Consider the following 23433-nt stretch of genomic DNA (forward strand, 5'->3'; position numbering starts at 1 on the left):
AGGAGAAGACATGGAATTCCTGAACGCCTTTTCCCATCTTGATTGGGCCCAGGTCCTGCACCTGACCTGGCAGCACATCACCCTGGTCGGTATCGCGGTGATCCTGGCGATTGTCGTCGGCGTGCCCCTCGGCGTGCTGATGACCCGCTTCCCGACCCTCGCCGGCCCGTTGCAAGCCAGCGCCACGGTGCTGCTGACCGTGCCGTCCATCGCCCTGTTCGGCCTGCTGCTGCCGTTCTACTCCAAATTCGGCCAGGGCCTGGGGCCGATGCCGGCGATCACCGCCGTGTTCCTCTACTCCCTGCTGCCGATCATGCGTAACACTTACCTGGCCCTCACCGGCGTCGAACCGGGCATCCGCGAAGCCGCCAAAGGCATCGGCATGACCTTCGGCCAGCGCCTGCGCATGGTCGAACTGCCCATCGCCGTGCCGGTGATCCTCGCCGGCGTGCGTACCGCCGTGGTGATGAACATTGGCGTCATGACCATCGCCGCCACCATCGGCGCCGGTGGCCTGGGTGTACTTATTCTGGCTTCCATCAGCCGCAGCGACATGTCGATGCTGATCGTCGGCGCCGTGCTGGTCAGTCTCCTGGCCATCTTCGCCGACCTGCTTCTGCAATGGCTGCAACGCTCGCTGACTCCAAAAGGACTGCTCAAATGATCGAACTTCAAAACCTGACCAAGACTTTTCAAAGCAACGGCAAAACTGTTTCGGCCGTGAACGACGTAAGCCTGACCGTCAACGAAGGCGAGATTTGCGTGTTCCTCGGCCCTTCGGGCTGCGGCAAGAGCACCACGCTGAAAATGATCAACCGCCTGATCAAGCCGACCTCGGGCAAGATCCTGATCAACGGCGAAGACACCACCGACCTCGATGAAGTGACCCTGCGTCGCAACATCGGCTACGTGATCCAGCAGATCGGCCTGTTCCCGAACATGACCATCGAGGAAAACATCGTGGTCGTGCCCAAGCTGCTGGGCTGGGACAAGCAGAAATGCCACGACCGCGCCCGCGAGTTGATGAGCATGATCAAGCTGGAACCCAAGCAGTACCTGCATCGCTACCCGCGTGAACTGTCGGGCGGCCAGCAACAGCGTATCGGCGTGATTCGTGCACTGGCGGCGGACGCGCCGCTGCTGCTGATGGATGAGCCGTTCGGCGCGGTCGACCCGATCAACCGCGAGATGATCCAGAACGAGTTCTTCGAGATGCAACGGGCGCTGAACAAGACCGTGATCATGGTCAGCCACGACATCGACGAAGCCATCAAGCTGGGTGACAAGATCGCCATCTTCCGCGCCGGCAAGCTGCTGCAGATCGATCATCCGGACACCCTGCTGGCCCATCCGGCCGACGAGTTCGTCAGCAACTTCGTGGGCCAGGACAGCACCCTCAAGCGCCTGTTGCTGGTGAAGGCTGAAGATGCGGCGGACAACGCCCCATCGGTGAGCCCGGAAACCCCGGTGGCCGATGCCCTGGAGCTGATGGACGAAACTGACCGCCGCTATGTGGTAGTCACGTGCGCCGAGAACAAGGCGCTCGGCTATGTACGCCGTCGCGACCTGCACCGTCAGACCGGTACCTGCGGCCAGTACCTGCGCGAGTTCAACGCCACGGCGGCGTATGACGAGCATTTGCGCATCCTGTTGTCGCGCATGTACGAGTTCAACCGCTCGTGGTTGCCGGTGATGGATGCGGAGCGGGTGTTCCTGGGTGAAGTGACCCAGGAGTCGATTGCCGAGTACCTGAGTTCCGGTAAGTCCCGTGGGGGCAAGACCAGCATTGTCTCCCCCGCCGAGACCGCCCTGGCCTGATCTTATGTGGGAGGGGGCTTGCTCCCTCCCACATTTGGTCCCGCGATCTGTCAGGGAAACACCTTCAATTATCCACATCCGGGGAACATCATTCCGTCACACGTGTCGGTTACATAAGTAGCTGCGCGCGGTCCCGCGACGAACGCGTGCAAAAACGCGACATTTTTAGTTGATCTATGGCCCCTCACGTCCTAAAGTTCGCGCCGAACGTCCATGCTGGAAACGATCCATCCGGCTCAAGTACTGACGACGAGACAGCAAGGCCAAGGGAAGCGACTATTCCCATGGCCTTTTTGCTTTCGGCGACATGCCTTGGGAAGTAGGCGAACCAAAGTGGGGATACGGAGGACGTTCATTTGCACCCATTGATCAATTTAGTTTGCCCTTAGGAGTTCCCAGCATGTCGATCAACGTCGAAGATTATTTCGCGCGCGCCACTTTTGACAAAATGAAGGCGTTCGCCGACAAACAGGAAACCCCGTTCGTGGTGATCGACACCGCGATGATCAGCCAGGCCTACGATGACCTGCGCGCCGGTTTCGAATTCGCCAAGGTGTATTACGCGGTCAAGGCCAACCCGGCCGTGGAGATCATCGACCTGCTGAAAGACAAGGGCTCGAGCTTCGACATCGCCTCGATCTACGAGCTGGACAAGGTCATGGACCGCGGCGTCAGCGCCGACCGTATCAGCTACGGCAACACCATCAAGAAATCCAAGGACATCCGCTACTTCTACGAGAAGGGCGTGCGCCTGTTCTCCACCGACTCCGAAGCCGACCTGCGCAACATCGCCAAGGCCGCGCCGGGTTCGAAAGTGTATGTACGTATCCTCACCGAAGGCTCGACCACGGCTGACTGGCCTCTGTCGCGCAAATTCGGCTGCCAGACCGACATGGCCATGGACCTGCTGATCCTCGCTCGTGACCTGGGCCTGGTGCCCTACGGCATTTCGTTCCACGTTGGCTCGCAGCAACGCGACATCAGCGTGTGGGACGCGGCAATCGCCAAGGTCAAGGTGATCTTCGAACGCCTGAAGGAAGAAGACGGCATCCACCTCAAGCTGATCAACATGGGCGGCGGCTTCCCGGCCAACTACATCACCCGCACCAACAGCCTGGAAACCTACGCCGAAGAAATCATCCGCTTCCTCAAGGAAGACTTCGGCGATGACCTGCCGGAAATCATCCTCGAGCCAGGCCGTTCGCTGATCGCCAACGCCGGCATCCTGGTCAGTGAAGTGGTATTGGTTGCCCGTAAATCCCGTACCGCCGTCGAGCGCTGGGTGTACACGGATGTGGGCAAGTTCTCCGGCCTGATCGAAACCATGGACGAAGCCATCAAGTTCCCGATCTGGACCGAGAAGAAAGGCGAGATGGAAGAAGTGGTCATCGCCGGCCCGACCTGCGACAGCGCCGACATCATGTACGAAAACTACAAGTACGGCCTGCCGCTGAACCTGGCGATCGGTGATCGCTTGTACTGGCTGTCGACCGGTGCCTACACCACCAGCTACAGCGCGGTTGAGTTCAATGGCTTTCCGCCGTTGAAGTCGTTCTACGTGTAAGACGCCCGCACACAAAAAACCCATGACATGTCATGGGTTTTTTTATGCCTCAGGCAAGGCTCACGGCCCGTTGGTGGAAGGCCTCGGCCAGCGCTCGAACCCGCGGATCACTCGCCGCCGCCAAGGCCGTGTGGGCTGTTCGCAGGAACTTCAGATTTCCGCCCGCCAGCGCCTTGCGCAACCACTCCAGCGCCGCCTCGACCTGGCCCCTGTCGGCCAACACCGCCGCGTAACTGAACTGCCCGCGAAAATCCCCGGCCTCGGCTGAGCGTCGATACCACTCCACAGCCGCCTCCAGGTCCCTCGGGCAAACCTGAGCGTCTTCCAGGTAGCGCCCCAGCAGGTTCATCGACTTGGCATGCCCCTGTTCTGCGGCTTGCCGATACAGGGCCAGCGCGTGCTGCGGGTTCTCGGCAACACCCCGGCCCGTCGCCAGCAGATTGGCATAGTTGTACTGGCCCCAATCCAATCCCGCGTCTGCCGCCAAACGGTATTCCCGCGCAGCCGCCGCTTCGTCGATGGCACACCCCCAGCCATGCTCCAGGCAACGCCCGGCCATATTGCGCGCCATTAAATGCCCGCCCTGCGCCGCAATCTGGAACCACCGCAGCGCCAGCGCTTCGTCGCGCGCAATACCGCGGCCTTCCAGCAGGATTTGCCCGAGCAAGGCCTGGGCATCCACCACGCCCTCCTTGGCCGCGATCAGAATCGCCTGGGCCGCGCGCACCGGCGAGTCGTCGAGCATGCCCTGCAATTGCTCAACGTTGAGCACTTCTTCGCGGCGCAATAAAAAGCCCATGTCAGACCTCGACCCAGCGACGCAACAGGTTGTGATAGGTGCCGGTGAGCTGGATCAACCCAGGGTGGTCGGGTACATCACGGCTCAATTGCTGGATGGCGCCGTCCATCTCGAACAGCAGGGTGCGCTGGCTGTCTTCGCGCACCAGGCTTTGGGTCCAGAAAAACGCGGCATACCGCGCACCTCGGGACACGGCGTTGACTTTGTGCAGGCTGGAGCCTGGGTACAGCACCATATCGCCGGCCGGCAACTTCACGCGCTGCAGGCCGAAAGTGTCCTGGATCTCCAGTTCGCCGCCGTCATAGTCATCCGGATCGCTGAAGAACAGCGTAGACGACAGGTCCGTGCGCACCCGTTCATGGCTGCCCCTGGCCTGGCGCACGGCATTGTCGATATGGAAGTCGAAGCTGCCACCGGCCGTGTAGCAATTGAGCAGCGGCGGGAAGACCTTGTGCGGTAACGCCGCTGACATAAACAGAGGATTTTTCCACAACCGTTCGAGCATTGCCGCGCCGATCTCCTTGGCCAGCGGGTGGCCTTCGGGCAATTGCAGGTTGTGCTTGGCTTTGGCGGACTGGTGCCCGGCGGTGATTTTGCCATCGGCCCAATCGGCGGTTTCCAGGGCGTGGCGGATGCGCTGCACTTCCTCGCGAGAGAACAGGCCGGGAATGTGCAGCAGCATGGGGCAATACCTGTAGGCAAAGAGGCGCCAATGGTATTGATTCTTATCCGCCCTGTAAAACGCCGGAGACGAACGAGAGCGTAAAAACCGTAAGGCAAAAGTGTAAAGAATGTAAATTCAGCGCGAATAGTAATGTATCGCAATTGATAGAAAGTCTTGTTCACCCTATATTCCGCGGCCTCACCTCCTTGGGGAAAGGACACGTCATGTCGCGCACCACCACAAAAACACCTGTTGGCTCACCCCGCATGCTGGCTTCGGCCATCGGCGTTGCGCTCAGCGCCAGCTCTGTCGCCCATCTGGCGCAGGCGGCCGAAGACACTGAACAAAAAGGCCAGCGCAACAGCATCGCCCTCGGCGCCACCAGCATCACCGGCGAAGAACAGGACAACACCGCGTACCAGGTCGAAAAAGCCTCTTCGCAAAAATACACCGCGCCGCTGGTGGACACGCCGCGCTCGGTGACCGTGGTGCCACAACAAGTCCTCAAGGACACCGCCGCCACCTCGTTGCAGGATGCCCTGCGCACCGTACCGGGGATTACCTTCGGCGCCGGCGAGGGCGGCAACCCCCAGGGCGACCGTCCATTCATCCGTGGTTTCGACGCCCAGGGCGACACCTACCTGGACGGCGTGCGCGACACCGGCGGCCAGAGCCGTGAAATTTTCGATATCGAGTCCATCGAAGTCAGCAAAGGCCCGAACTCCTCCTTCGGCGGTCGTGGCTCGGCCGGTGGCAGCCTCAACCTGGTGAGCAAGACTCCGCAAGCCCGGGACTTCACCAACGGCGGCTTCACTTACGGTTCCGACCAGACCCGCCGCTATGTACTCGATGTGAACCGTCAGTTCCTCGACGACAGCGCCGCGTTCCGCCTGAACCTGATGAGCCACGAACAGAACGTGGCCGGCCGTGACGCGGTCAATTACGACCGCTGGGGCGTGGCCCCATCGCTGACCTTCGGCCTGGGCACGCCGACCCGCGTCAACCTCAGCTACTACCATATGGAAAGCAATGACCTGCCGGATTCGGGCATTCCGTATGGCTACAGCTCTTCGACCGCCACCACTCATGCGCACGACAAACCCACCGACGGCGGCGACAGCAATAACTTCTACGGTCTCAAGGACCGTGACTTCCGCAAGACCCGCGCGGACATCAGCACGTTCTCCATCGAGCACGACCTGAACGACGACATGACGCTGAAAAACACCCTGCGCCATGGCAGCACCGGTCAGGACTACGTGCTCACGCAGCCGGACGATAGCCAACGCAACGTCAACCGTTTCGGCACGGTGTGGCGTCGCGCGAACACTCGCGTCTCCACCACCACGACCACCACCAACCAGACAGATCTGTTCGGCAATTTCCAGGCGCTTGGCTTCAAGCACAGCTACTCCACCGGCCTGGAATTCACCGGCGAAGAAACCCGCGTCAGCGGTTACACCGTCACACCGAACAGCAACCCGACGTGCACCGTGGCCGGCGGCGGCCGGGGTGGACAGTGCACCTCGCTGAGCAACCCGAATCCGGACGACGCCTGGACCGGCAGCATCGCGCGCAATTACAACGGCACCAACACCAAGGCCACCAGCCGTGCCGCCTATGTGTTCGACACCATCGAACTCGATCCGAAATGGCTGCTGAACGTCGGCCTGCGCTACGACACCTTCGACACCGAAGCCAACACCAACGCCGTACCGACCTCGACGGTCAGGGCGCGCAGCAAGGTCAAGGACGACAGCCAGTTCTTCAACTGGCAGGCCGGCCTGGTCTGGAAGCCTTTGGAGAACGGCAGCATCTACACCTCCTACGCGACCTCGGCCTCACCGGCAGGTGGACTGGTGGGCGAAGGAGTCGACAGCAATGCGATTCCTACCGGCATCAACACCAGCGACCTCAAGCCCGAAGAAACCGTCAACTACGAACTGGGCACCAAGTGGGACCTGTTCCACAACCGCCTGTCCCTGTCTGCCGCAGTGTTCCGTACCGAGAAGAAAAACACCCGCATCCTGGTGGACTCCAACACCTACGAAACGGCAGGCGAGTCGCGGGTCGATGGCCTGGAACTGTCCGCCAGCGGCAAGATCACCGAACAGTGGCAAGTATTCGCCGGCTACAGCTACCTGAAAGCCGAACTGGTTGACCCAGGCAAAAACGGCAACCGCCAGGGCGTCGTCCAGGCCGGTTCCAACAAAGGCAACCAAATGCCCAACACGCCGGAGCACTCGTTCAGCCTGTGGACCACCTATAACCTGACCCCGAAGCTGACCATCGGCGGTGGCGCGTTCTACGTCGATCAGGTTTACGGCGATGCGGCCAACACCGTGTATGTGCCCTCCTACACCCGCTACGACGCCATGGCCAGCTATAAGCTGAGCAAAAACGTCGACCTGCAATTGAACGTGCAGAACCTGACTGACAAGACCTATTACGACAAAGCCTACGCCTCGCACTTCGCCAACCAGGCGGCGGGCCGCACGGCGCTGCTGTCCACAAGCTTCCACTTCTAAACGGTCAGCAGCCCACAAAGCCCCACGCATCGGATGCGTGGGGCTTTTGCGTGTCAAACAGAATGTTTCTCGACAACCCACGGCATAATGCGCGCCGTGCCCTACATATTCAGATAGACGAGGCGGTCCGACGTGTTGAAGAAAACCCTGTTCCAGTTGCACTGGTTCTTCGGCATCACTGCCGGGCTGGTGCTGGCCTTGATGGGGATCACCGGGGCTGCGGTCTCGTTTCAGGATGAGATCCTGCGGGCGCTCAACCCAAGTGTGTTGAGCGTGGAGAAACGCGAAGCCGGCGTGCTGCCGCCCGCCGAGCTGGTGCGCAAGCTGGAAGCCACCGAAGGCAAGGCCGTGTCCATGCTGTGGGTGGAAAGCGAAAGCGGCAACGCCGCCCGCGTGTTCTTCACCCCGCCGCCGGGTGAGCGCCGTGGCCAGATGCGCTATTTCGACCCCTACACCGGCGACTACATGGGCGACGCGGTCGGCCAGGATGTACTCGGCTTTATCCTGCAACTGCACCGCTTCCTGGCCATGGGCGAAACCGGCCGGCAGATCACCGGCGCCTGCACGCTGATCCTGGTGTTCTTCTGCCTGTCCGGCCTGTACCTGCGCTGGCCGCGCCAGGTCGCCAACTGGCGTGCCTGGCTGACGCTGGACTGGCGCAAAAAGGGCCGCAGCTTCAACTGGGATTTGCATTCGGTGTTCGGCACCTGGTGCCTGCTGGCCTACCTGCTGGCGGCGCTGACCGGCCTGTCCTGGTCCTACGACTGGTACAGCCAGGGCCTGACCAAACTGCTGTCCGACGCGCCGCAGAATGAACGGATGCGCAAGCGCGGCCCACCGCCCGCAGGCCCGGCACCAGTGGCCAACTACGACGCGATCTGGAGCAGCATCTACAGCAACGCCGGCCCAGGCTTGAGTGCCTATAACATCCGCATGCCAGCCGTCGCCGGGCAACCCGCCATTGTCTATTACCTGCTCAAAGACTCCCCCCACGACCGCGCACTGAACCAGATCAACCTGGACCCGGCCACCGGCGAGGTCAAATCCCATGACACGTACGCCGGCAAAACCTTCAAGTCGCAGTTACTCACCAGCATCTACGCGCTGCACACCGGCAGTTATTTCGGCCTGGCGGGGCGCATTATCCTCACCGTCAGCTCGCTGCTCATGCCGTTGTTCTTCATCACCGGCTGGCTGCTGTACCTGGACCGTCGGCGCAAAAAACGCCAGGTACGCGACGCACGCAAAGGCCTCAGTGCCAACCACAGTGATGCCCCGGCCTGGCTGATCGGTTTTGCCAGCCAGAGCGGGTTTGCCGAGCAACTGGCCTGGCAGACCGCCGGACAATTGCAGGCGGCTGGCCTGCCGGTGAAGGTGCAGCCTCTGGGCAGTGTCAGCCAGGACGACTTGCGCCAGTCGGAAAATGCGCTGTTCGTAGTCAGCACCTTCGGCGACGGCGAAGCCCCCGACAGCGCCCGCGGTTTCGAGCGCAGCGTGCTCGGCCAGGATCTGTCACTCAAAGGCCTGAACTACTCGGTGCTGGCCCTGGGTGATCGCCAGTACCAACACTTCTGTGGCTTTGCCCGGCGCCTGCATTTCTGGCTGACCCACCAGGGTGGCAACCCACTGTTCGCCCCGGTGGAAGTGGACAGCGGCGACAGCGCCGCCCTGCTGCACTGGCAACAACAGCTTGGACAGCTGACGGGCCAGGCACCCGTCGCCGCCTGGCCGACCGCCCAGTATGAAAACTGGACGCTGAGCCAGCGCACCCTGCTCAACCCCGGCAGCGCCAGCTCGGACGTCTACCTGCTGGGCCTCACATCGCCATCGAAACAAAACTGGCTGGCCGGCGACCTGGTGGAAATCCTGCCGCGCAATTGCCCGTGGGCCATCGAGCACTTCCTCGAAGGCCTGGGGCTGATCGGCACTGATGGCGTGCTGATCGACGGCCTGCCACACACCCTCAACCAGGCCCTTGCGACCCGCCAACTGCCGGACAACCGGGCGCACCTGGTCGGCCTGCACGCTCAAGCGCTGGTGAACGCGCTCGCACCCCTGGGCATGCGCGAATACTCCATCGCCTCGATCGCCAGCGACGGCGTGCTGGAATTGATCGTGCGCCAGGAACGCCACCCCGACGGCAGCCTGGGTGTGGGCTCGGGCTGGCTCACCGAACATGCGGCCATTGGCTCGGCAATCAGCCTGCGCCTGCGCCGCAACAGTGGCTTCCACCTGCCGGAGGCGCCGGTGCCATTGATCCTGCTGGGTAACGGCACCGGCCTGGCCGGTTTGCGCAGCCTGCTCAAGGCGCGCATTGCCGATGGCCAGCAGCGCAACTGGCTGCTGTTCGGCGAACGCTCCATCGCCCACGACTACCTGTGCCGGGACGAGCTGCAAGGCTGGCTGGCCAGTGGTGACCTGGCCCTGCTGGACCTGGCGTTTTCCCGGGATCAGGAGGAGAAAATCTACGTGCAGGACCGCCTGCGCGAATCCGCCGATGTCCTGCGTAAATGGCTCGCGGACGGCGCGGCGATTTATGTGTGTGGCAGCTTGCAGGGGATGGCGACGGGCGTGGACCAGGCGCTGGTCGACATCCTCGGGAATGAGACAGTGGAGCGCTTGATCGAACAAGGGCGCTACCGCCGGGATGTCTACTGATGTGATCCAATGTGAGAGGGGGCTTGCCCCCTCCCACATTTAGATTGCATTTCAGGTCAGACCGGTTGCAGCTTCTGTTCGAATACCGAGACCCCATCCAGGTCGCGCAAAATCACGGTCAACTCCGCTGTCTGCCCGTCAATCTGCACTTCGCCAAAAAACTGAAACCCGGCAAACGGCGAGGTGTTCTGCGCCGGCGGGGCCTTCTCGAACACCACCTCAGGGCCAAAGGTTTTATCCAAGGGATTCGGACCGAAGCTGCCCGCATTCAGAGGCCCGGCGACAAACTCCCAGAACGGCTCGAAATCCTGGAACGCCGCCCGATCCGGGTGGTAGTGATGGGCCGCGCAGTAATGCACATCCGCCGTCAGCCACACATGGTTGCGCACTTTCTGCGCGCGCAGAAAGCCGAGTAATTCGGCGATTTCCAGCTCGCGGCCCTGCGCCGGGCCTGGGTCATTGTTGGCAATGGCTTCCCAGCGCGGTACGCCGGGGCTGACTTCGCCGTCGGGCACGCCGAGGCCGATGGGCATGTCGGCGGCGATCACCTTCCACTGGGCCTGGGAGGCCTTGAGTTCGCGCTTGAGCCAGTCCAACTGCTCGCGGCCGAGGAAGGGTTTTTCACCGCCCAGGTTGTCATCGTTGGGGCCGCGATAGCTGCGCATGTCGAGCACGAATACATCCAGCAGCGGGCCATAACTGAGCGTGCGATAAATCCGCCCGCCGCCGTCCGCGCTTTGCCGGCGCATGGGTGAATACTCCAGCCAGGCCTGGCGTGCACGACCCACCAAGGTGTTGATGTCCTTGGTCTGGTAGCGCTCGTCGAGTTGCTTGCCGGGCGACCAGTTATTCACCACTTCATGGTCATCCCACTGCCAGATCTGCGGCACCTCGGCATTGAAGCGACGCACGTTTTCATCCAGCAGGTTGTAGCGGTAGTTGCCGCGATATTCGTCGAGGGTTTCGGCGACCTTGCTCTTGGCTTCGGTGGTGATATTGCGCCAGATGCGCCCGCCCTCGGTAGGCAATTGCGCGGGCACCGGGCCATCGGCGTAGATGGTGTCGCCGCTGTGGATAAAGAAGTCCGGCAGGCGCAGGCGCATGGCTTCGTAGATGCGCATACCGCCGATGTCCGGGTTGATGCCAAAGCCTTGGCCGACGGTGTCGCCGCTCCACACAAAACGGATGTCGCGGCGTTGGTACGGCACGCTGCGCAGGTGGCCGAACCACGGCTCGCTGGCGACGCCGGTCTGGGCGTCTTCAAAGTGCACGCGGTAGAAAATCGCCTGGTCGGCGGGCAGTCCGGTGAGTTCGACGCGGGCGGTAAAGTCGGTGCGGTTGTCGGCCAGGGGCGAAACAAATCGACGCGGGTTGCTGAATACGCTGCGGGTGTCCCACTCCACCACCATCTTCGCCGGGCGGTCGCTGCGGCTCCAGATCATCGCGCGATCACCGAGCAGGTCGCCGGACTGCACGCCGTCGGTGAGTTGCGGCCGGTCCTTGACCGACGCGATCACCGCCGGGGCCAGGCCCGGCAGCAACAGACCGGCGCCGACGACTTGCATCACGCGGCGACGGCCGAGATCGAAGTGACTCATGCAGGTGCCCTCTTGAGTATCAAAAGGGCCACTAAAGCATGCGCTTATGACACCGGTGCGACAGCCAGCTCCACCGCTTCCGGACGCTTGATCAGCGCATACACCAAACCGGTCAGCAGGCTGCCGGCAACGATTGCCAGCAGGTACAGCAGCGCATGGTTCATCGCATTCGGGATCACCAGCACAAACAGGCCGCCGTGGGGCGCCGCCAGTTTGCAGCCGAAGTACATCGACAGCGCCCCGGTCAACGCGCCACCGGCGATGCTGGCCGGGATCACGCGCAACGGGTCCTTGGCGGCAAACGGGATCGCGCCTTCGGAGATAAAGCACATGCCCAGAATCATCGCGGCCTTGCCGGCCTCGCGTTCGGTCTGGGCGAACTTGCGTCGCGCCAGAAACGTGGCGATGCCCATGCCGATTGGCGGCACCATGCCGGCGGCCATGGTCGCGGCCATCGGTGCACCGCTCTGTGCCGCCAGCAAGCCGACGGAAAACGCATACGCCGCCTTGTTGATCGGCCCGCCCAGGTCGACACACATCATGCCGCCCAACAGGATGCCCAGCAGCACCGCATTGGTGGTGCCCATGGTCGCGAGAAAATCGGTCAGGCCCGTGAGCATGCGCGCCACCGGCGGCCCCACCAGGTAGATCATCGCCAGGCCCGTGAACAGGCTCGCCAGCAACGGGATGATCAGGATCGGCTTGAGTGCTTCCAGGCTCTGCGGCAACTTCACCGCACGGGTGATCAGCTTGACGCAATAACCGGCGAGAAACCCGGCGAAAATCCCGCCGATAAAACCGGCTCCCAAAGTGCCCGCCAACAGGCCACCGATCATGCCGGGGGCAATGCCCGGGCGGTCGGCAATCGAGTAAGCGATGTAACCCGCCAGCAGCGGCACCATCAGCATAAAGGCGCGGTCGCCGACGGTTTTCAGCGCGGCCGCCAACGTGCCTTCCTGCTCAAACGCATGGATGCCGAACACGAATGACAAGGCGATCAGCAAACCGCCCGCCACCACCATCGGCAACATGAACGACACACCGGTCAGCAGGTGTTTGTAGACGCCGGTTTTTTCTTTCTTGGCCACAGTACCGCTGGCGGCACTTTCCACCGCGCCTTCGGCCAGGGCTTTGTTGAGGGTCGCCTCGGATTGCTTGAGCGCAATACCGGTGCCGCAACGGTAGATCTTCTTGCCGGCGAAACGCTCGGTGGCCACTTCAATGTCGGCCGCCAGCAGCACTACGTCGGCATTCGCGATGGCCTCGGGGCTCAACGGCGTACGGGCACCGACCGAGCCCTGGGTCTCGACCTGCAAGTCATAGCCCAGGCGCTTGGCCGTCTGCTGCAAGGCTTCGGCGGCCATGAAGGTATGCGCCACGCCGGTCGGGCAGGCGGTAATCGCGACGATACGCGGCGCATGCTTCGACGCAGCCGCTGCCTGGCTGACGACATACTCCTGGGCTTCTTCAGCGCCCCGGCGCAACACCGCCTCGACATCCGCCAGCGCCTGGGCCGGTGTGCTCTGGAACACCCGCTTGCCGACAAACCGCTGCATATCCACCGCCGCGCTGCTGACCAGCAACACCCATTCGGCGGCGTCGATGGTGGCCTGCGACAACTGGCGCTCCGGGCGCTGTACATCCACCACCTCGACGCTGGTGCTCCAACCCTGGCGTTGCGCGGCGGCGTCCAACAAGCGGGCGCACAGCACACTGGTGACCATGCCGTTGGGGCAGGCAGTAACAATGGCTAACTTCATGACAATCCCTCTTATTGTTCTGTCAGCGGGCGTACAGCGACGCCGCTTTCAAGACGCGCCAGCTGCGCGGCGTCGCGGATGCCGAAACCGATCTGTGTCACCGCCATGGCGGCAATTGCCGTGGCGCGACGCAGGGTTTGTTCAGGCGCTTCAGACTCAAGCAAACCATGGAGCATCCCGGCCAGCAGCGAATCGCCGGCACCTACCGTACTGGCCACCGTCACCTTGGGCGGCGTGGCATGCAGGGTGGTGGCCCGGCTGTACCAGCTCACGCCCGCGGCACCGTCGGAGACGACCACATGCTCAACACCCTGCTGATGCAGTTGGCTGATGACGTTGGTGGCATCGCCCAGGGCATCGGCGAGCTCTTCGGTATTGGGTTTGATCAACCACGGGGCCGCCTTGAGACCGGCACGCAGCGCCTCGCCGCTGGTGTCCAGGGCGACTTTCAAGCCCAGACGCTTCAGGTGTTCCAACAGCCCCTGCAACCACTGCGGGCTGACGCCACACGGCAAGCTGCCGGCGACGACCACCGCATCATGGCCCGGCGCAATGCGCGTCAATTGGTCGAGCAACGCCTGCTGCGCCTGCTCACTGACCAACGGCCCCGGCGCATTGATATCGGTGACCCGGCCGTCCTGCTCGGCAATCTTGATATTGCTGCGGGTTTCGCCGGGCACGCGGATAAACGCGTCGGCAAAACCACGTTGTGCAATCAGCGCCTCGAAGGCTTGGGGATTGTCCTCGCCGAGAAAACCGCCCACGGTCACTTGATGGCCCAGGTCGGCCAGGACTTGCGCCACATTCACGCCCTTGCCGGCGGCATGGGTGAGCAGGGTTTCGCTGCGGTTGACTTCACCCGGCTCCAGGTGCGCCAGGCGTACCGTCAGGTCCAACGCCGGGTTCAGCGTCAGGGTCAGAATCCTTGCCATCTACACGGCCTCCACAAGGGCACGCACCTCGGCGGGCGAACCCACCGCCAGTGCTTTTTGCGCCAGGCCCTGGGCCTCGCTCAGACTGAATTCACGCACCCGCGCCTTCACTTCGGGAATGCTGCGGGCCGACACGCTCAACTCATCCACACCCAGGCCGACCAGCACCGGCACCGCCAGCGGGTCCGCCGCCAGTTCGCCGCACACCCCGACCCATTTGCCATGGGCATGGGCCGCACGCACGGTGATGTCGATCAGTTGCAGCACCGCCGGGTGCAGGCCATCGGCCTGGGCCGACAAGGTCGGGTGGCCACGGTCGATGGCGAGGGTGTACTGGGTCAGGTCGTTCGTGCCGACACTGAAGAAGTCCACTTCCTTGGCCAGCACCGGCGCCAACAGCGCGGCGGACGGCACTTCGATCATGATCCCCAGTTGCAGGTCGGCCACCGGGATTTCCAGGCGCAGGCGTTCGGTCATGTCGCGGGCCGCACGCCATTCATCCACGCTGCCGACCATGGGGAACATGATGCGCAACGGGCGGTTATCCGCCGAGCGCAGCAGTGCGCGTAATTGCGCTTCCATGATCTGCGGGCGTTGCAGGGTCAGGCGAATACCGCGTACGCCGAGGAAGGGGTTTTCTTCCTCGGCAATCGGCCAATACGGCAGCGGTTTGTCGCCGCCCACATCGAGGGTGCGCACCACCAGCGGGCGGCCACCGAGGCCGTCGAGCACACGGCGGTACTCGGCTTCCTGGGTGGCTTCGTCCGGGGCTTGGGGGTGGGCCATGAAAATCAGTTCGGTGCGCAGCAAACCAATGCCTTCGGCGCCCTGCTCCACGGCGCTGGCCACACCGGCGCTTTCGCCGATATTGGCGAACACCTCCACGGCGTGACCATCGCGGGTCAGCGCCGGCTCGTGGCGCTGGGCCGAGGCGGCCTGCAAGCGTTGCTCACGGGTATCGCGCTCGACGGTGGCACGTTGCAGGGTGGCTGCATCGGGGTCTACATGCAGGCGACCGCGCTGGCCATCCAGCAACAACGGCGTGCCGGCGGCCAGCAGCAATACCGCCGGGCCGGCACCGACCAACGCGGGAATACCGAGGGCCCGCGCGACAATGGCGCTGTGGGCGGTTGCGCCGCCACGGGCGGTGAGGATGCCGGCGACACGGGCCGGGTCCAGGCGTGCGACGTCGGAAGGGCCGACTTCGTCCATTACCAGGATGTAGGGTTCGCTCGGCTCCTGGGCGGTTTCAACGCCGCACAATTGCGCCAGCACCCGGCGACCGATGTCGCGCAGGTCGGCGGCGCGCTCGGCAAGCAACGCGTCCTGCAACGATTCCTGCTGCCTGGCGGCGGCTTCGATCACGCTCATCCACGCCGCTTGTGCGCTTTCACCTTGCTTGAGACGGGTGTCGACTTCGTCGGTGAGTTCCGGGTCGTCGAGCATTTCCTGGTGGGTGATGAAAATCTCGCGGATGGCTTTGGCCTGGCTGCGTTCGATCAGGCCCTGGATATCCCGGCGCACATCGGCCAGGGCATCCTGCAGGCGCTGGCGCTCAATGGCCGAGGACTCACCGCGCAAGGGGTAATCGAACACCTGTTGAATCTGGATATGTGCAGGACCAATGGCAATGCCCGGCGCCGCAGCGATGGCCTGGAGCTGGCTGCCGGCCTGTGGCGCGCTGATCACTGGCGCAATATCAAGGGCTTCGGGCTGTGCGCTCATGGTCGGCAGTGGCTCGACCTCTTCGCCCAGGCCCTCTTCGACGGCGGCCAGCAGCGCGGGCAACGCATCGCCGGCAATCGTCGGTTCAGCAACAAATTCCAGCACCTGGCCACGCCGGGCGCCAAGGCTCAGCAGCTTGCTCAGGCTCTTCACCGACACGGCGCCCACCGGGCCGTCAACGATGCGCACGCGGATGTCGCCTTCAAAACTTTTGGCCAATTGCGCGAGGATCTTCGCCGGCCGTGCGTGCAGGCCGTGGGCGTTGGCCAGGGTGATGCGGGCGCTGGGCCAGTCAGCTGGCAGCTCGCCGCCGAGCACTTCGAGCACCGCGCGACTGCTGGTGGCGCGGCCCAATTCCTGGCCACGACCTTCGATCAGTAACGCGCACAAGCGTTCAAGCAAGGCCTGATGGGCTTCACCCAGGCTGGCCAGGCAGAACAGACCGTTAAGGGGCTGGCCGAGATAGCGCATGGGCTTATCGGGCGTGACAAACGCCAGGCCCGGGCGCTTGACCGTCTGTTCACTGTGCAGCCACCACAGGCCATCACCCAGGGGCAAAGCATCGACCTGTTGCAGCACTGCGGCAAACCCATTGCTGACGCAATCGGCCTGGCGCAGCAGGCGTGCGCCTCTCCAGACAAGCTCTTCGAAGTCATCGGCAGACACGCCCAGGCTGATCATCTGCGCGTCCAGCGCCAGCTCCTGGGGGGCGCCCTGCAGCAGTTTCAGCAAGGCTTCAGCCGTGCCGGCGCGGCGCAGCGCCTGGCCCAGGTCGGTTTCACCGAGGGCGCGGGTGAGCAGTTGCAGCAGGCGCAGGTGTTCGTCGGATTTGGCGGCAATACCAATGGCCAGGTACACAATCTGCCCATCGCCCCAGTCCACCCCTTCGGGGAACTGCAACAGGCGCACGCCGGTGGAAAACACCTGGTCGCGGGTTTCGGGGGTGCCATGGGGGATGGCAATACCTTGGCCAAGAAAGGTCGAGCCTTGGGCTTCACGGGCTTGCAAGCCGCTGAGATATCCCTCGGCGACCAGGCCATCGGCCACCAGTTTGTCAGCGAGCAGGTGCAGGGCAGCAGATTTATCCACAGCCACCTGGCCCATGGAAATCTGCTCTACAGTGAGCTCAAGCATGCCGTTCTCCTAGTTAGTGCGATGGACGCACTAGGTATTGTTTTGAATAAAACAGTGTAATGGTGTTCCGGGACAGCTGACCGAGTAGTCAATTGGCAGTAGGCACTCAGTGGCTAACGTCGTAAAAATACGCTGGCTGAAACGTTTAATCTAGAATTTATGGCAGGTTACGCGTTAATTGCGCATCCTTGAAGGACCACTCGGCACTTGAGCTGAGACATTAGTCGTGTGCAGGAATCGGTTACGATTGGACAAAATGTCGGGGCGAGCTCCAAAAAACAAGGAAATCCCGGTTTGAAACTCAGTGATATCGCACGTCTGGCCGGTGTGTCCGTGACCACCGCCAGCTATGTCATCAATGGCAAAGCCGCACAGCAACGCATCAGCAGCGCGACCGTCGAGCGCGTGCGTGCCGTGGTTGAAGCCCATGGCTTTACGCCCAACCCCCAGGCCGCCGGGCTGCGCAGCCGGCATACCCGTACCCTGGGGTTCATCCTCCCGGACCTGGAAAACCCCAGTTACGCACGTATCGCCAAGCTGCTGGAGCAAGGTGCACGGGCCCGCGGCTATCAGTTGCTGATCGCCAGCTCAGACGATGAAGCCGACAGCGAGCGCCAACTGCTGCAACTGTTCCGCGCCCGCCGTTGCGACGCGCTGTTCGTCGCCAGTTGCCTGCCGGCCAGCGATGACAGTTACCGCGAGCTGCAAGCCAAGGGTTTACCGGTGATTGCCATCGACCGGGTGATGGGGGCGGACCAGTTCTGCTCGGTGGTCAGCGACGACCGCCAGGCCTGCCAGCAATTGACCAGCAGCTTGCTGCAACCGCTGCCCAAGCAGATCGTGCTGATTGGCGCGCGGCCCGAGCTGAGCATCAGCCAGGAGCGTGCGGCCGGTTTCCGTGAAGCGCTCGGCGGTTTCACCGGCGAGGTCATCGTCGAACACGGCGAAGCCTTCAGCCGCGACTGTGGCCGACAGCTGATGGAGCAACTTCTGCATCAACTGGGGCACTTGCCTGACGCCTTGGTGACCACGTCCTACGTGCTGCTGCAAGGCGTGTTCGACGCACTGCATGACTTCCCGCTCAAGTCACGCCCGCTGCGCCTGGGCACGTTTGGTGACACCCAGTTGCTGGACTTCCTGCCGCTGCCGGTCAACGCCATGGCCCAGCAACATCAGCTGATTGCCGACACCGCCCTGCGCCTGGCCCTGGCCGCCATTGAAGAAGAACAATACCAACCGGGCGTGCACGCCATCGGCCGGACCTTCAAGCAGCGTATCCACGAGGCCTGAGCGTGGAGCTGATCGACACCCACACCCACCTGGACTTCCCGGACTTCGACAGCGATCGCCGGGAAGTCCTCGACCACAGCCGTGAGTTGGGCGTGCGGCGCATGGTGGTGCTGGGGGTGTATCAGCAGAACTGGCAGCGGCTGTGGGATCTGGTGCAGGCGGATGCCGGTTTGTTCGCGGCCTTTGGCCTGCATCCGGTGTACCTCGATGAGCACAAGCCCGCCGACCTGACGGAGTTGGGCGACTGGTTGACCCGCCTGCACGGCCATCGACAGCTCTGCGCGGTAGGTGAGATCGGCCTGGATTACTTTGTTGAACAGCTGGATCGCGAGGGCCAGCAAGGCCTGTTCGAAGCCCAGCTCAAACTGGCGGTGGACTTCCAGCTGCCGGCGCTGCTCCACGTACGCCGCAGCCACGCGGCCGTGATCGCCACGCTCAAGCGCATCCGCCTGCCACGGGGCGGCATCATCCACGCGTTTGCCGGCAGCCGGGAAGAAGCCCATGAATACATCAAGCTCGGGTTCAAGCTCGGCCTGGGCGGCGCAGCCACATGGCCCCAGGCCCTGCGCATGCATAAGGTGCTGGCACAGCTGCCGCTGAACGCGGTCGTACTGGAAACCGACGCCCCCGACATGGCGCCGGCCATGTACCCGGGCCAGCGCAACAGCCCGCAGCACCTGCCGGCGATCTGCACCGCCCTGGCCGAGCGCATGGGCACCAGCCCCCTAGCGCTGGCCGAGGCGAGCACACGCAATGCGTGCGAGCTGTTCAATTGGTAATACCGGGGTCACCGCTTGCAGGTTCAAGGTCATTCGCTGCCGATGACGGACATAGCGCAGCACCAGGAAGTGCACCAGCAGCACCATCAATGACACGTTGAGCTGCCCGACCACACTGATCAGGCCAATCCACTCCGTCACCAGCGCCACGATCAGCACCACGCACGTCAGCACGGCCATGCTCGGGCATACCAGCGCCCAATGGTCCAGCGCCTTGAAATGTCGCAACTGCCGGGGGCAGTTCAGCTCCAGGACGCGCTGGCAATACGGGCAATCAAAGGGTTCTTCAATGGCGATGGCGTTCAACTGCCAAGGCTTGAGTTCAAACGTGATGTCGCAATGGGCGCAGTGCCCCTTGACGCCGACTGCAGTGGTCATTGTCATGCCTCCCTTGGACCTTGATTGAGTGACACAAATCTTCACTCATTCACCCGCGCAAAAAAGGCACTCCAGGAAATCAGGACAGGCACTACACCAACCAAAGACCAATCCTACGCCACCGCCTTACACACGAAAGGCCCCGATCAGTTGCTTCAACTCGATCACCTGTATCGACAGCTGCCGGCTCGCCGCTTCAGTCTGATGCGCGCCTTGGGCTGCATGCTCGCCGGCACGATTGATTTCGACGATATTCTGGTCGATGTCATGGGCGACGGCGGTCTGCTGCTCCACCGCTGCGGCGATCTGCTGATTCTGATCGACGATCATGCCCACGGCACCGAGGATATTTTCCAGGGCTTGCTGGACCTTGTCCGACTGTTCCACGGTGCCGCTGGCCATTTCATGGCTGGTGCCCATGGCCTTCACGGCCGCTGCCACACCGCTGTGCAGGCGGCTGATCATTTGCTCGATTTCTTCGGTGGAATGCTGGGTACGCCGGGCCAGGGTTCGCACCTCGTCGGCCACCACGGCAAAGCCGCGTCCCTGCTCACCGGCCCGTGCGGCCTCGATGGCCGCATTGAGTGCCAGCAGGTTGGTTTGCTCGGCGATACTTTTGATCACCTCCAGGACGCTGCTGATGGACTGGCTGTCGGTGGCCAACTGGTTGATCACCCTAACCGACTGGTCGATCTCCGAGGCCAGCCGCGCAATGCTGCCCTGCTGGGATTGCACCAGGCCGCGGCCATTGACGGTTTCATCGTTGACGCTGTGGGCACTGCTGACCGCCGCCGCGGCACTGCGCGCCACTTCCTGGGCGGTGGAAGACATTTGGTTCATGGCCGTCGCCACCTGCTCAATCTGCATGCGCTGGCCAGAGACCGCCTGATTGCTCCGGGCCGAGACCGTTTCCACTTGGCCGGCCTGCAACTCGACCTGGCTGACGGTATGCCCGACGCGCTCGATCAAATCATGGATTTTCGCCACGGTGCCGTTGAACACTTGGCCCAGGTCGCCCAACTCATCGCGGCTTTGGGCAACAAAGGTAACGGTCATGTCGCCGGCGGCCACCTTGTCCATCATCGCCCCCAGGCGCCGTAACGTGGTGCGCGTAGACGCGTAGAACCCTGCATACAGGTAGAAGATCAGCAAAAACACCGCCGTCAGCGCCGAGACCAGCACCACCATGTGCGTACGGTTCTGCGCCAGGCGCTGCTCCAGCTGCTGCCCGAGGAACGTCAGGGTGGCGTCATCGAGCTGATAGGTGTGCTCCATCAATTGGCTGACGCTGTCATAGAAACCCTGCCACGGCGCGTCAAGGGTTTCGGCCATCACCACCTGCTCTTCAAACAATTCACTGCCGTGCTTGAGGCTGGCATTGCTGGCCTTCGCCAGGCTGTCGAGCGCCGCGTGCGCGGCGTTGCTGGAGCCCAGGACGTCCTGCAATTTCAAGGCGTATTCGGCCTGGAGCTTTTCCAACTGTTGCAGCAGTTCGTCGAAGCGGGTACTGGAAGATGAGTTGAGAAAACCCTGGCCCAGGGAGTAGGCCCCCATCGCCCGGCCTTCTCCCAGGGTCTGGGTGACCTGCGGGGTGACACTGGTGATCAGCTCGCTGAGCTGGCGCAAGTCACTCTGGGGGTCGCGGCTCAAGCCGGACTGGCTGGCAATGATCTGGCTGAGCATCTGGGCCTTGTTGAGCAACTTGCCGATCAACGCACTTTTGCTCTGCAGCGAGCTTTCCTGTTGCTGGGCCTGGAAGGCGGTGATCAGTTCGTCACGCTTACCTTCAAAGGCGGCGATTTGCTCAGGTTCGGCAGCCATCGGGGTGAGGCCTTGCAGACGGGCGAGCACGCTCTGCTCCAGGGCGCTGATCTTGCCCTCAAGGTCAGCGGCCTTGCCGGACTGGCCAAGTATTGCGTTGATCTGCACCTGGTTATTGAGGGTTTCCAGGTCACGGCGCAGGACCAGGCTGCTGCCGAGCAAATCCAGGCTTTGCAGCTCGACACGGGTGCCCTGGAATTCGCGCCAGGAATCGCGCACCAGGTAATAGTTGGTGGCCAGCATCGGCAGCAGGAACAGCACGCTGATCAGGCTGAACTTCATGCCGAAGCTAAGACGGTTCATCAGCGCGACGGCGGGATAGAGCAAGCTCTTCACAGGTGACCTCCCCTTTGTTTTATTTTTATTCAGGCGCAGGGCGGCGGCAGAAAGCCACTATTTGGCGCTCTGTCTGTATAGCTCAATTTGAAAGGGAGTTTTGTAACGTAAAGTTAACGGACGAGGATTGCAGCGGGCTGCTGCGCAGCCCGGCGCGGGCGGTGCGACGATTCGACAAGCCCGCTTATCACAGGAGTCAGGGCAACACGGTCCAAATGGCGAAACCGGCATACCACAGCACCGCCGCACGCAGCAGCAGTTCCCACAGGCGATCCAGGCTGTTGATGCCATCGGCACCCACGGCCGGAGGCGGGATTTCAGCCGCGACCAGGCCAACTTTTTCCACCAGTTGCGCCGCGCTGATGTCCCAGCTCAGCAACTCGTGAAGCATGACACGGCTGACCGCGACGAAATTGCCCACCAGGGCAAAACTGGCCGCCAGCAGGCGCACCGGCAGCCAGTCGAACGCGTGACGCAATTGCCCGGCGCGCTCGGCCACCAGAGGGTTGTGGCTGTGCTCACTGGCGAGCGCCAGCAGTCGATAGGCCAGCGCGGCGACCGGCCCCAACAGGAAGTACCAGAAAATCACGGCAAAGAAGCTCTGGTAGGCCTGCCACAACAGATGGCCCTGGACGCGCTCCAGCAGTTGCTCGCCGCTGTCGGCGCCCAGCTTCAGGTCGCGCTCGGCCACATGCTCGGCCGCCTGCAGGTCACCACGGCGCCAGGCATCGCGAAATGGCCCCAGCCCAGCCAATAGATCGCCACGGCCCAGGCTGTAGATCACCACCAGCAAGTGCACCGGCAGCGCCAACAAACCATAGGCCACCGGCTCCAGCACCAGCAACAACAACGCCAGCAACGCCACCGGCAGCAACACCAGCAGGAGCAGAATCAGCCACGGCTGCTTGCCCATGCGCGGGTTCGACTCCAACTTGGCCAATTCGCGCAACCAGCCGCCATCACGCTGCAACCGCTGGCGCAGGGCCGAGAACTTCTCGATCCACACGGCCAGCACCAACACCAGAAAACTCATCGTGCGTGTCCTCCATCCTGCAGGGCGCTGCGAAAGCGCACCCAATCAAAAGCGGGGCCGGGATCGGTCTTGCGCCCCGGAGCGATATCGCTATGGCCGCAGATACGCTGCGGCGTAATACCTGGATAGGCTGCCAGCAACTGCCGTGTCAGGTCGATCAGCGACACATACTGGGGGTTGGTGAACGGCAAATCATCCGTACCTTCAAGCTCTATGCCCAGGGAAAAGTCATTGCACGTCTCACGCCCTTCGAAACACGAGACCCCGGCATGCCAGGCCCGGTCTATGCAGGATACAAACTGCGTCACGGTGCCATCGCGCTCAATCAGAAAATGCGCAGACACCCGTAGGTCGGCAATCCCTTCAAAGTAGGGATGTTCCGTGACGTCCAGGCGATTCTGGAAAAACTCCTGCACTTTGCCGGTAGCGAACTGCGCGGGTGGCAGGCTGATGTTATGCACCACCAACAGTGAGATTTCGCCTGCCGGGCGCTCGTTGAAGTTGGGTGAAGGGCAATGACGAATGCCCTGGCACCAGCCGCTGGCGGGGTCCAACTGCATACAGGATCCTTGAACGTGACTAAGTGTGACCAGTATGCCGCGTTCGACCCCGTGGT

General features: G+C 62.7%; 17 protein-coding genes and 1 pseudogene. 7 read left to right on the forward strand and 11 right to left on the reverse strand.

The genetic code is table 11. The annotated features are described in order from the left end of the window. Positions 1-10 precede the first annotated feature (10 nt). The 3 genes from BLQ09_RS24210 (at position 11) to BLQ09_RS24220 (ending at position 3382) form a co-directional block, all read left to right on the forward strand. Positions 11-664 carry an ABC transporter permease gene (locus BLQ09_RS24210; protein ID WP_027604864.1) on the forward strand — a complete coding sequence of 218 codons (654 nt, stop codon included), beginning with the start codon at positions 11-13 and terminating at the stop codon, positions 662-664. Then, a complete protein-coding gene (locus BLQ09_RS24215; RefSeq protein WP_017138294.1) occupies positions 661-1818 on the forward strand; it encodes an osmoprotectant ABC transporter ATP-binding protein OsmV in 1158 nt (385 codons plus the stop codon). Before BLQ09_RS24210 ends, BLQ09_RS24215 begins: the two co-directional genes overlap by 4 nt. A gap of 400 nt (positions 1819-2218) precedes the next feature. Further along, positions 2219-3382: a type III PLP-dependent enzyme gene (locus tag BLQ09_RS24220; RefSeq protein ID WP_014716890.1), complete on the forward strand. Its 1164-nt coding sequence runs from the start codon at positions 2219-2221 to the stop codon at positions 3380-3382. A 49-nt stretch (positions 3383-3431) separates the two neighbouring features. Here BLQ09_RS24220 and BLQ09_RS24225 read toward each other — a convergent pair whose 3' ends face one another. Then, entirely contained in the window at positions 3432-4181 is a 750-nt protein-coding gene (locus BLQ09_RS24225) for a tetratricopeptide repeat protein (RefSeq protein WP_027604866.1), read from the reverse strand. Position 4182: 1 nt separating this feature from the next. Next, positions 4183-4863 (reverse strand): Fe2+-dependent dioxygenase, encoded by a 681-nt coding sequence (locus BLQ09_RS24230; protein WP_027604867.1) that lies wholly within the window; start codon positions 4861-4863, stop codon positions 4183-4185. 206 nt (positions 4864-5069) lie between these two features. Between BLQ09_RS24230 and BLQ09_RS24235 the strand changes: the two genes are divergently transcribed. Then, positions 5070-7373, forward strand: a complete 2304-nt coding sequence (locus BLQ09_RS24235; protein WP_027604868.1) for a TonB-dependent receptor — start codon at positions 5070-5072, stop codon at positions 7371-7373. A gap of 132 nt (positions 7374-7505) precedes the next feature. After that, a complete protein-coding gene (locus BLQ09_RS24240) occupies positions 7506-10031 on the forward strand; it encodes a PepSY domain-containing protein (RefSeq protein ID WP_092358790.1) in 2526 nt (841 codons plus the stop codon). Positions 10032-10087: 56 nt separating this feature from the next. Here BLQ09_RS24240 and BLQ09_RS24245 read toward each other — a convergent pair whose 3' ends face one another. From BLQ09_RS24245 to ptsP, 4 genes are read right to left on the reverse strand one after another with little or no spacing between them, the layout of a single operon-like run. After that, on the reverse strand, positions 10088-11629 hold the full coding sequence (locus BLQ09_RS24245) for an alkaline phosphatase D family protein (protein ID WP_092358792.1): 1542 nt from the start codon (positions 11627-11629) through the stop codon (positions 10088-10090). A 44-nt stretch (positions 11630-11673) separates the two neighbouring features. Further along, positions 11674-13389: a PTS fructose-like transporter subunit IIB gene (locus tag BLQ09_RS24250; RefSeq protein ID WP_027604871.1), complete on the reverse strand. Its 1716-nt coding sequence runs from the start codon at positions 13387-13389 to the stop codon at positions 11674-11676. Between the two features lie 11 nt (positions 13390-13400). Next, entirely contained in the window at positions 13401-14321 is a 921-nt protein-coding gene (gene pfkB, locus BLQ09_RS24255; protein ID WP_027604872.1) for a 1-phosphofructokinase, read from the reverse strand. Next, a complete protein-coding gene (gene ptsP / locus BLQ09_RS24260; protein ID WP_092358794.1) occupies positions 14322-17180 on the reverse strand; it encodes a phosphoenolpyruvate--protein phosphotransferase in 2859 nt (952 codons plus the stop codon). A gap of 294 nt (positions 17181-17474) precedes the next feature. Here ptsP and cra point away from each other — a divergent pair, with 294 nt between their 5' ends. Both cra and BLQ09_RS24270 read left to right on the forward strand, forming a co-directional pair. Then, positions 17475-18470 (forward strand): catabolite repressor/activator, encoded by a 996-nt coding sequence (gene cra, locus BLQ09_RS24265; RefSeq protein ID WP_027604874.1) that lies wholly within the window; start codon positions 17475-17477, stop codon positions 18468-18470. 2 nt (positions 18471-18472) lie between these two features. Beyond that, entirely contained in the window at positions 18473-19249 is a 777-nt protein-coding gene (locus BLQ09_RS24270) for a TatD family hydrolase (RefSeq protein WP_092358796.1), read from the forward strand. Here BLQ09_RS24270 and BLQ09_RS24275 read toward each other — a convergent pair. The 5 genes and pseudogenes from BLQ09_RS24275 to ampD all read right to left on the reverse strand — a co-directional run bounded on the left by BLQ09_RS24275 (position 19196) and on the right by ampD (position 23377). Continuing rightward, entirely contained in the window at positions 19196-19627 is a 432-nt protein-coding gene (locus BLQ09_RS24275; protein WP_092358798.1) for a hypothetical protein, read from the reverse strand. The genes BLQ09_RS24270 and BLQ09_RS24275 overlap by 54 nt on opposite strands. Positions 19628-19753: 126 nt before the next feature. Beyond that, entirely contained in the window at positions 19754-20494 is a 741-nt protein-coding gene (locus BLQ09_RS32020; protein WP_370737678.1) for a methyl-accepting chemotaxis protein, read from the reverse strand. A gap of 117 nt (positions 20495-20611) precedes the next feature. Beyond that, a pseudogene (locus BLQ09_RS32025) lies at positions 20612-21751 on the reverse strand (HAMP domain-containing protein); the annotation flags it as partial. Between the two features lie 229 nt (positions 21752-21980). Then, entirely contained in the window at positions 21981-22817 is an 837-nt protein-coding gene (gene ampE, locus BLQ09_RS24285; RefSeq protein ID WP_092358800.1) for a regulatory signaling modulator protein AmpE, read from the reverse strand. Beyond that, positions 22814-23377, reverse strand: coding sequence for a 1,6-anhydro-N-acetylmuramyl-L-alanine amidase AmpD (gene ampD, locus BLQ09_RS24290; RefSeq protein ID WP_092358802.1), 564 nt, complete (start codon positions 23375-23377; stop codon positions 22814-22816). The genes ampE and ampD overlap by 4 nt, the downstream gene beginning before the upstream one ends. Positions 23378-23433 lie beyond the last annotated feature (56 nt).

The organism is Pseudomonas sp. NFACC25 (assembly GCF_900100935.1).
Classification (GTDB): domain Bacteria; phylum Pseudomonadota; class Gammaproteobacteria; order Pseudomonadales; family Pseudomonadaceae; genus Aquipseudomonas; species Aquipseudomonas marginalis.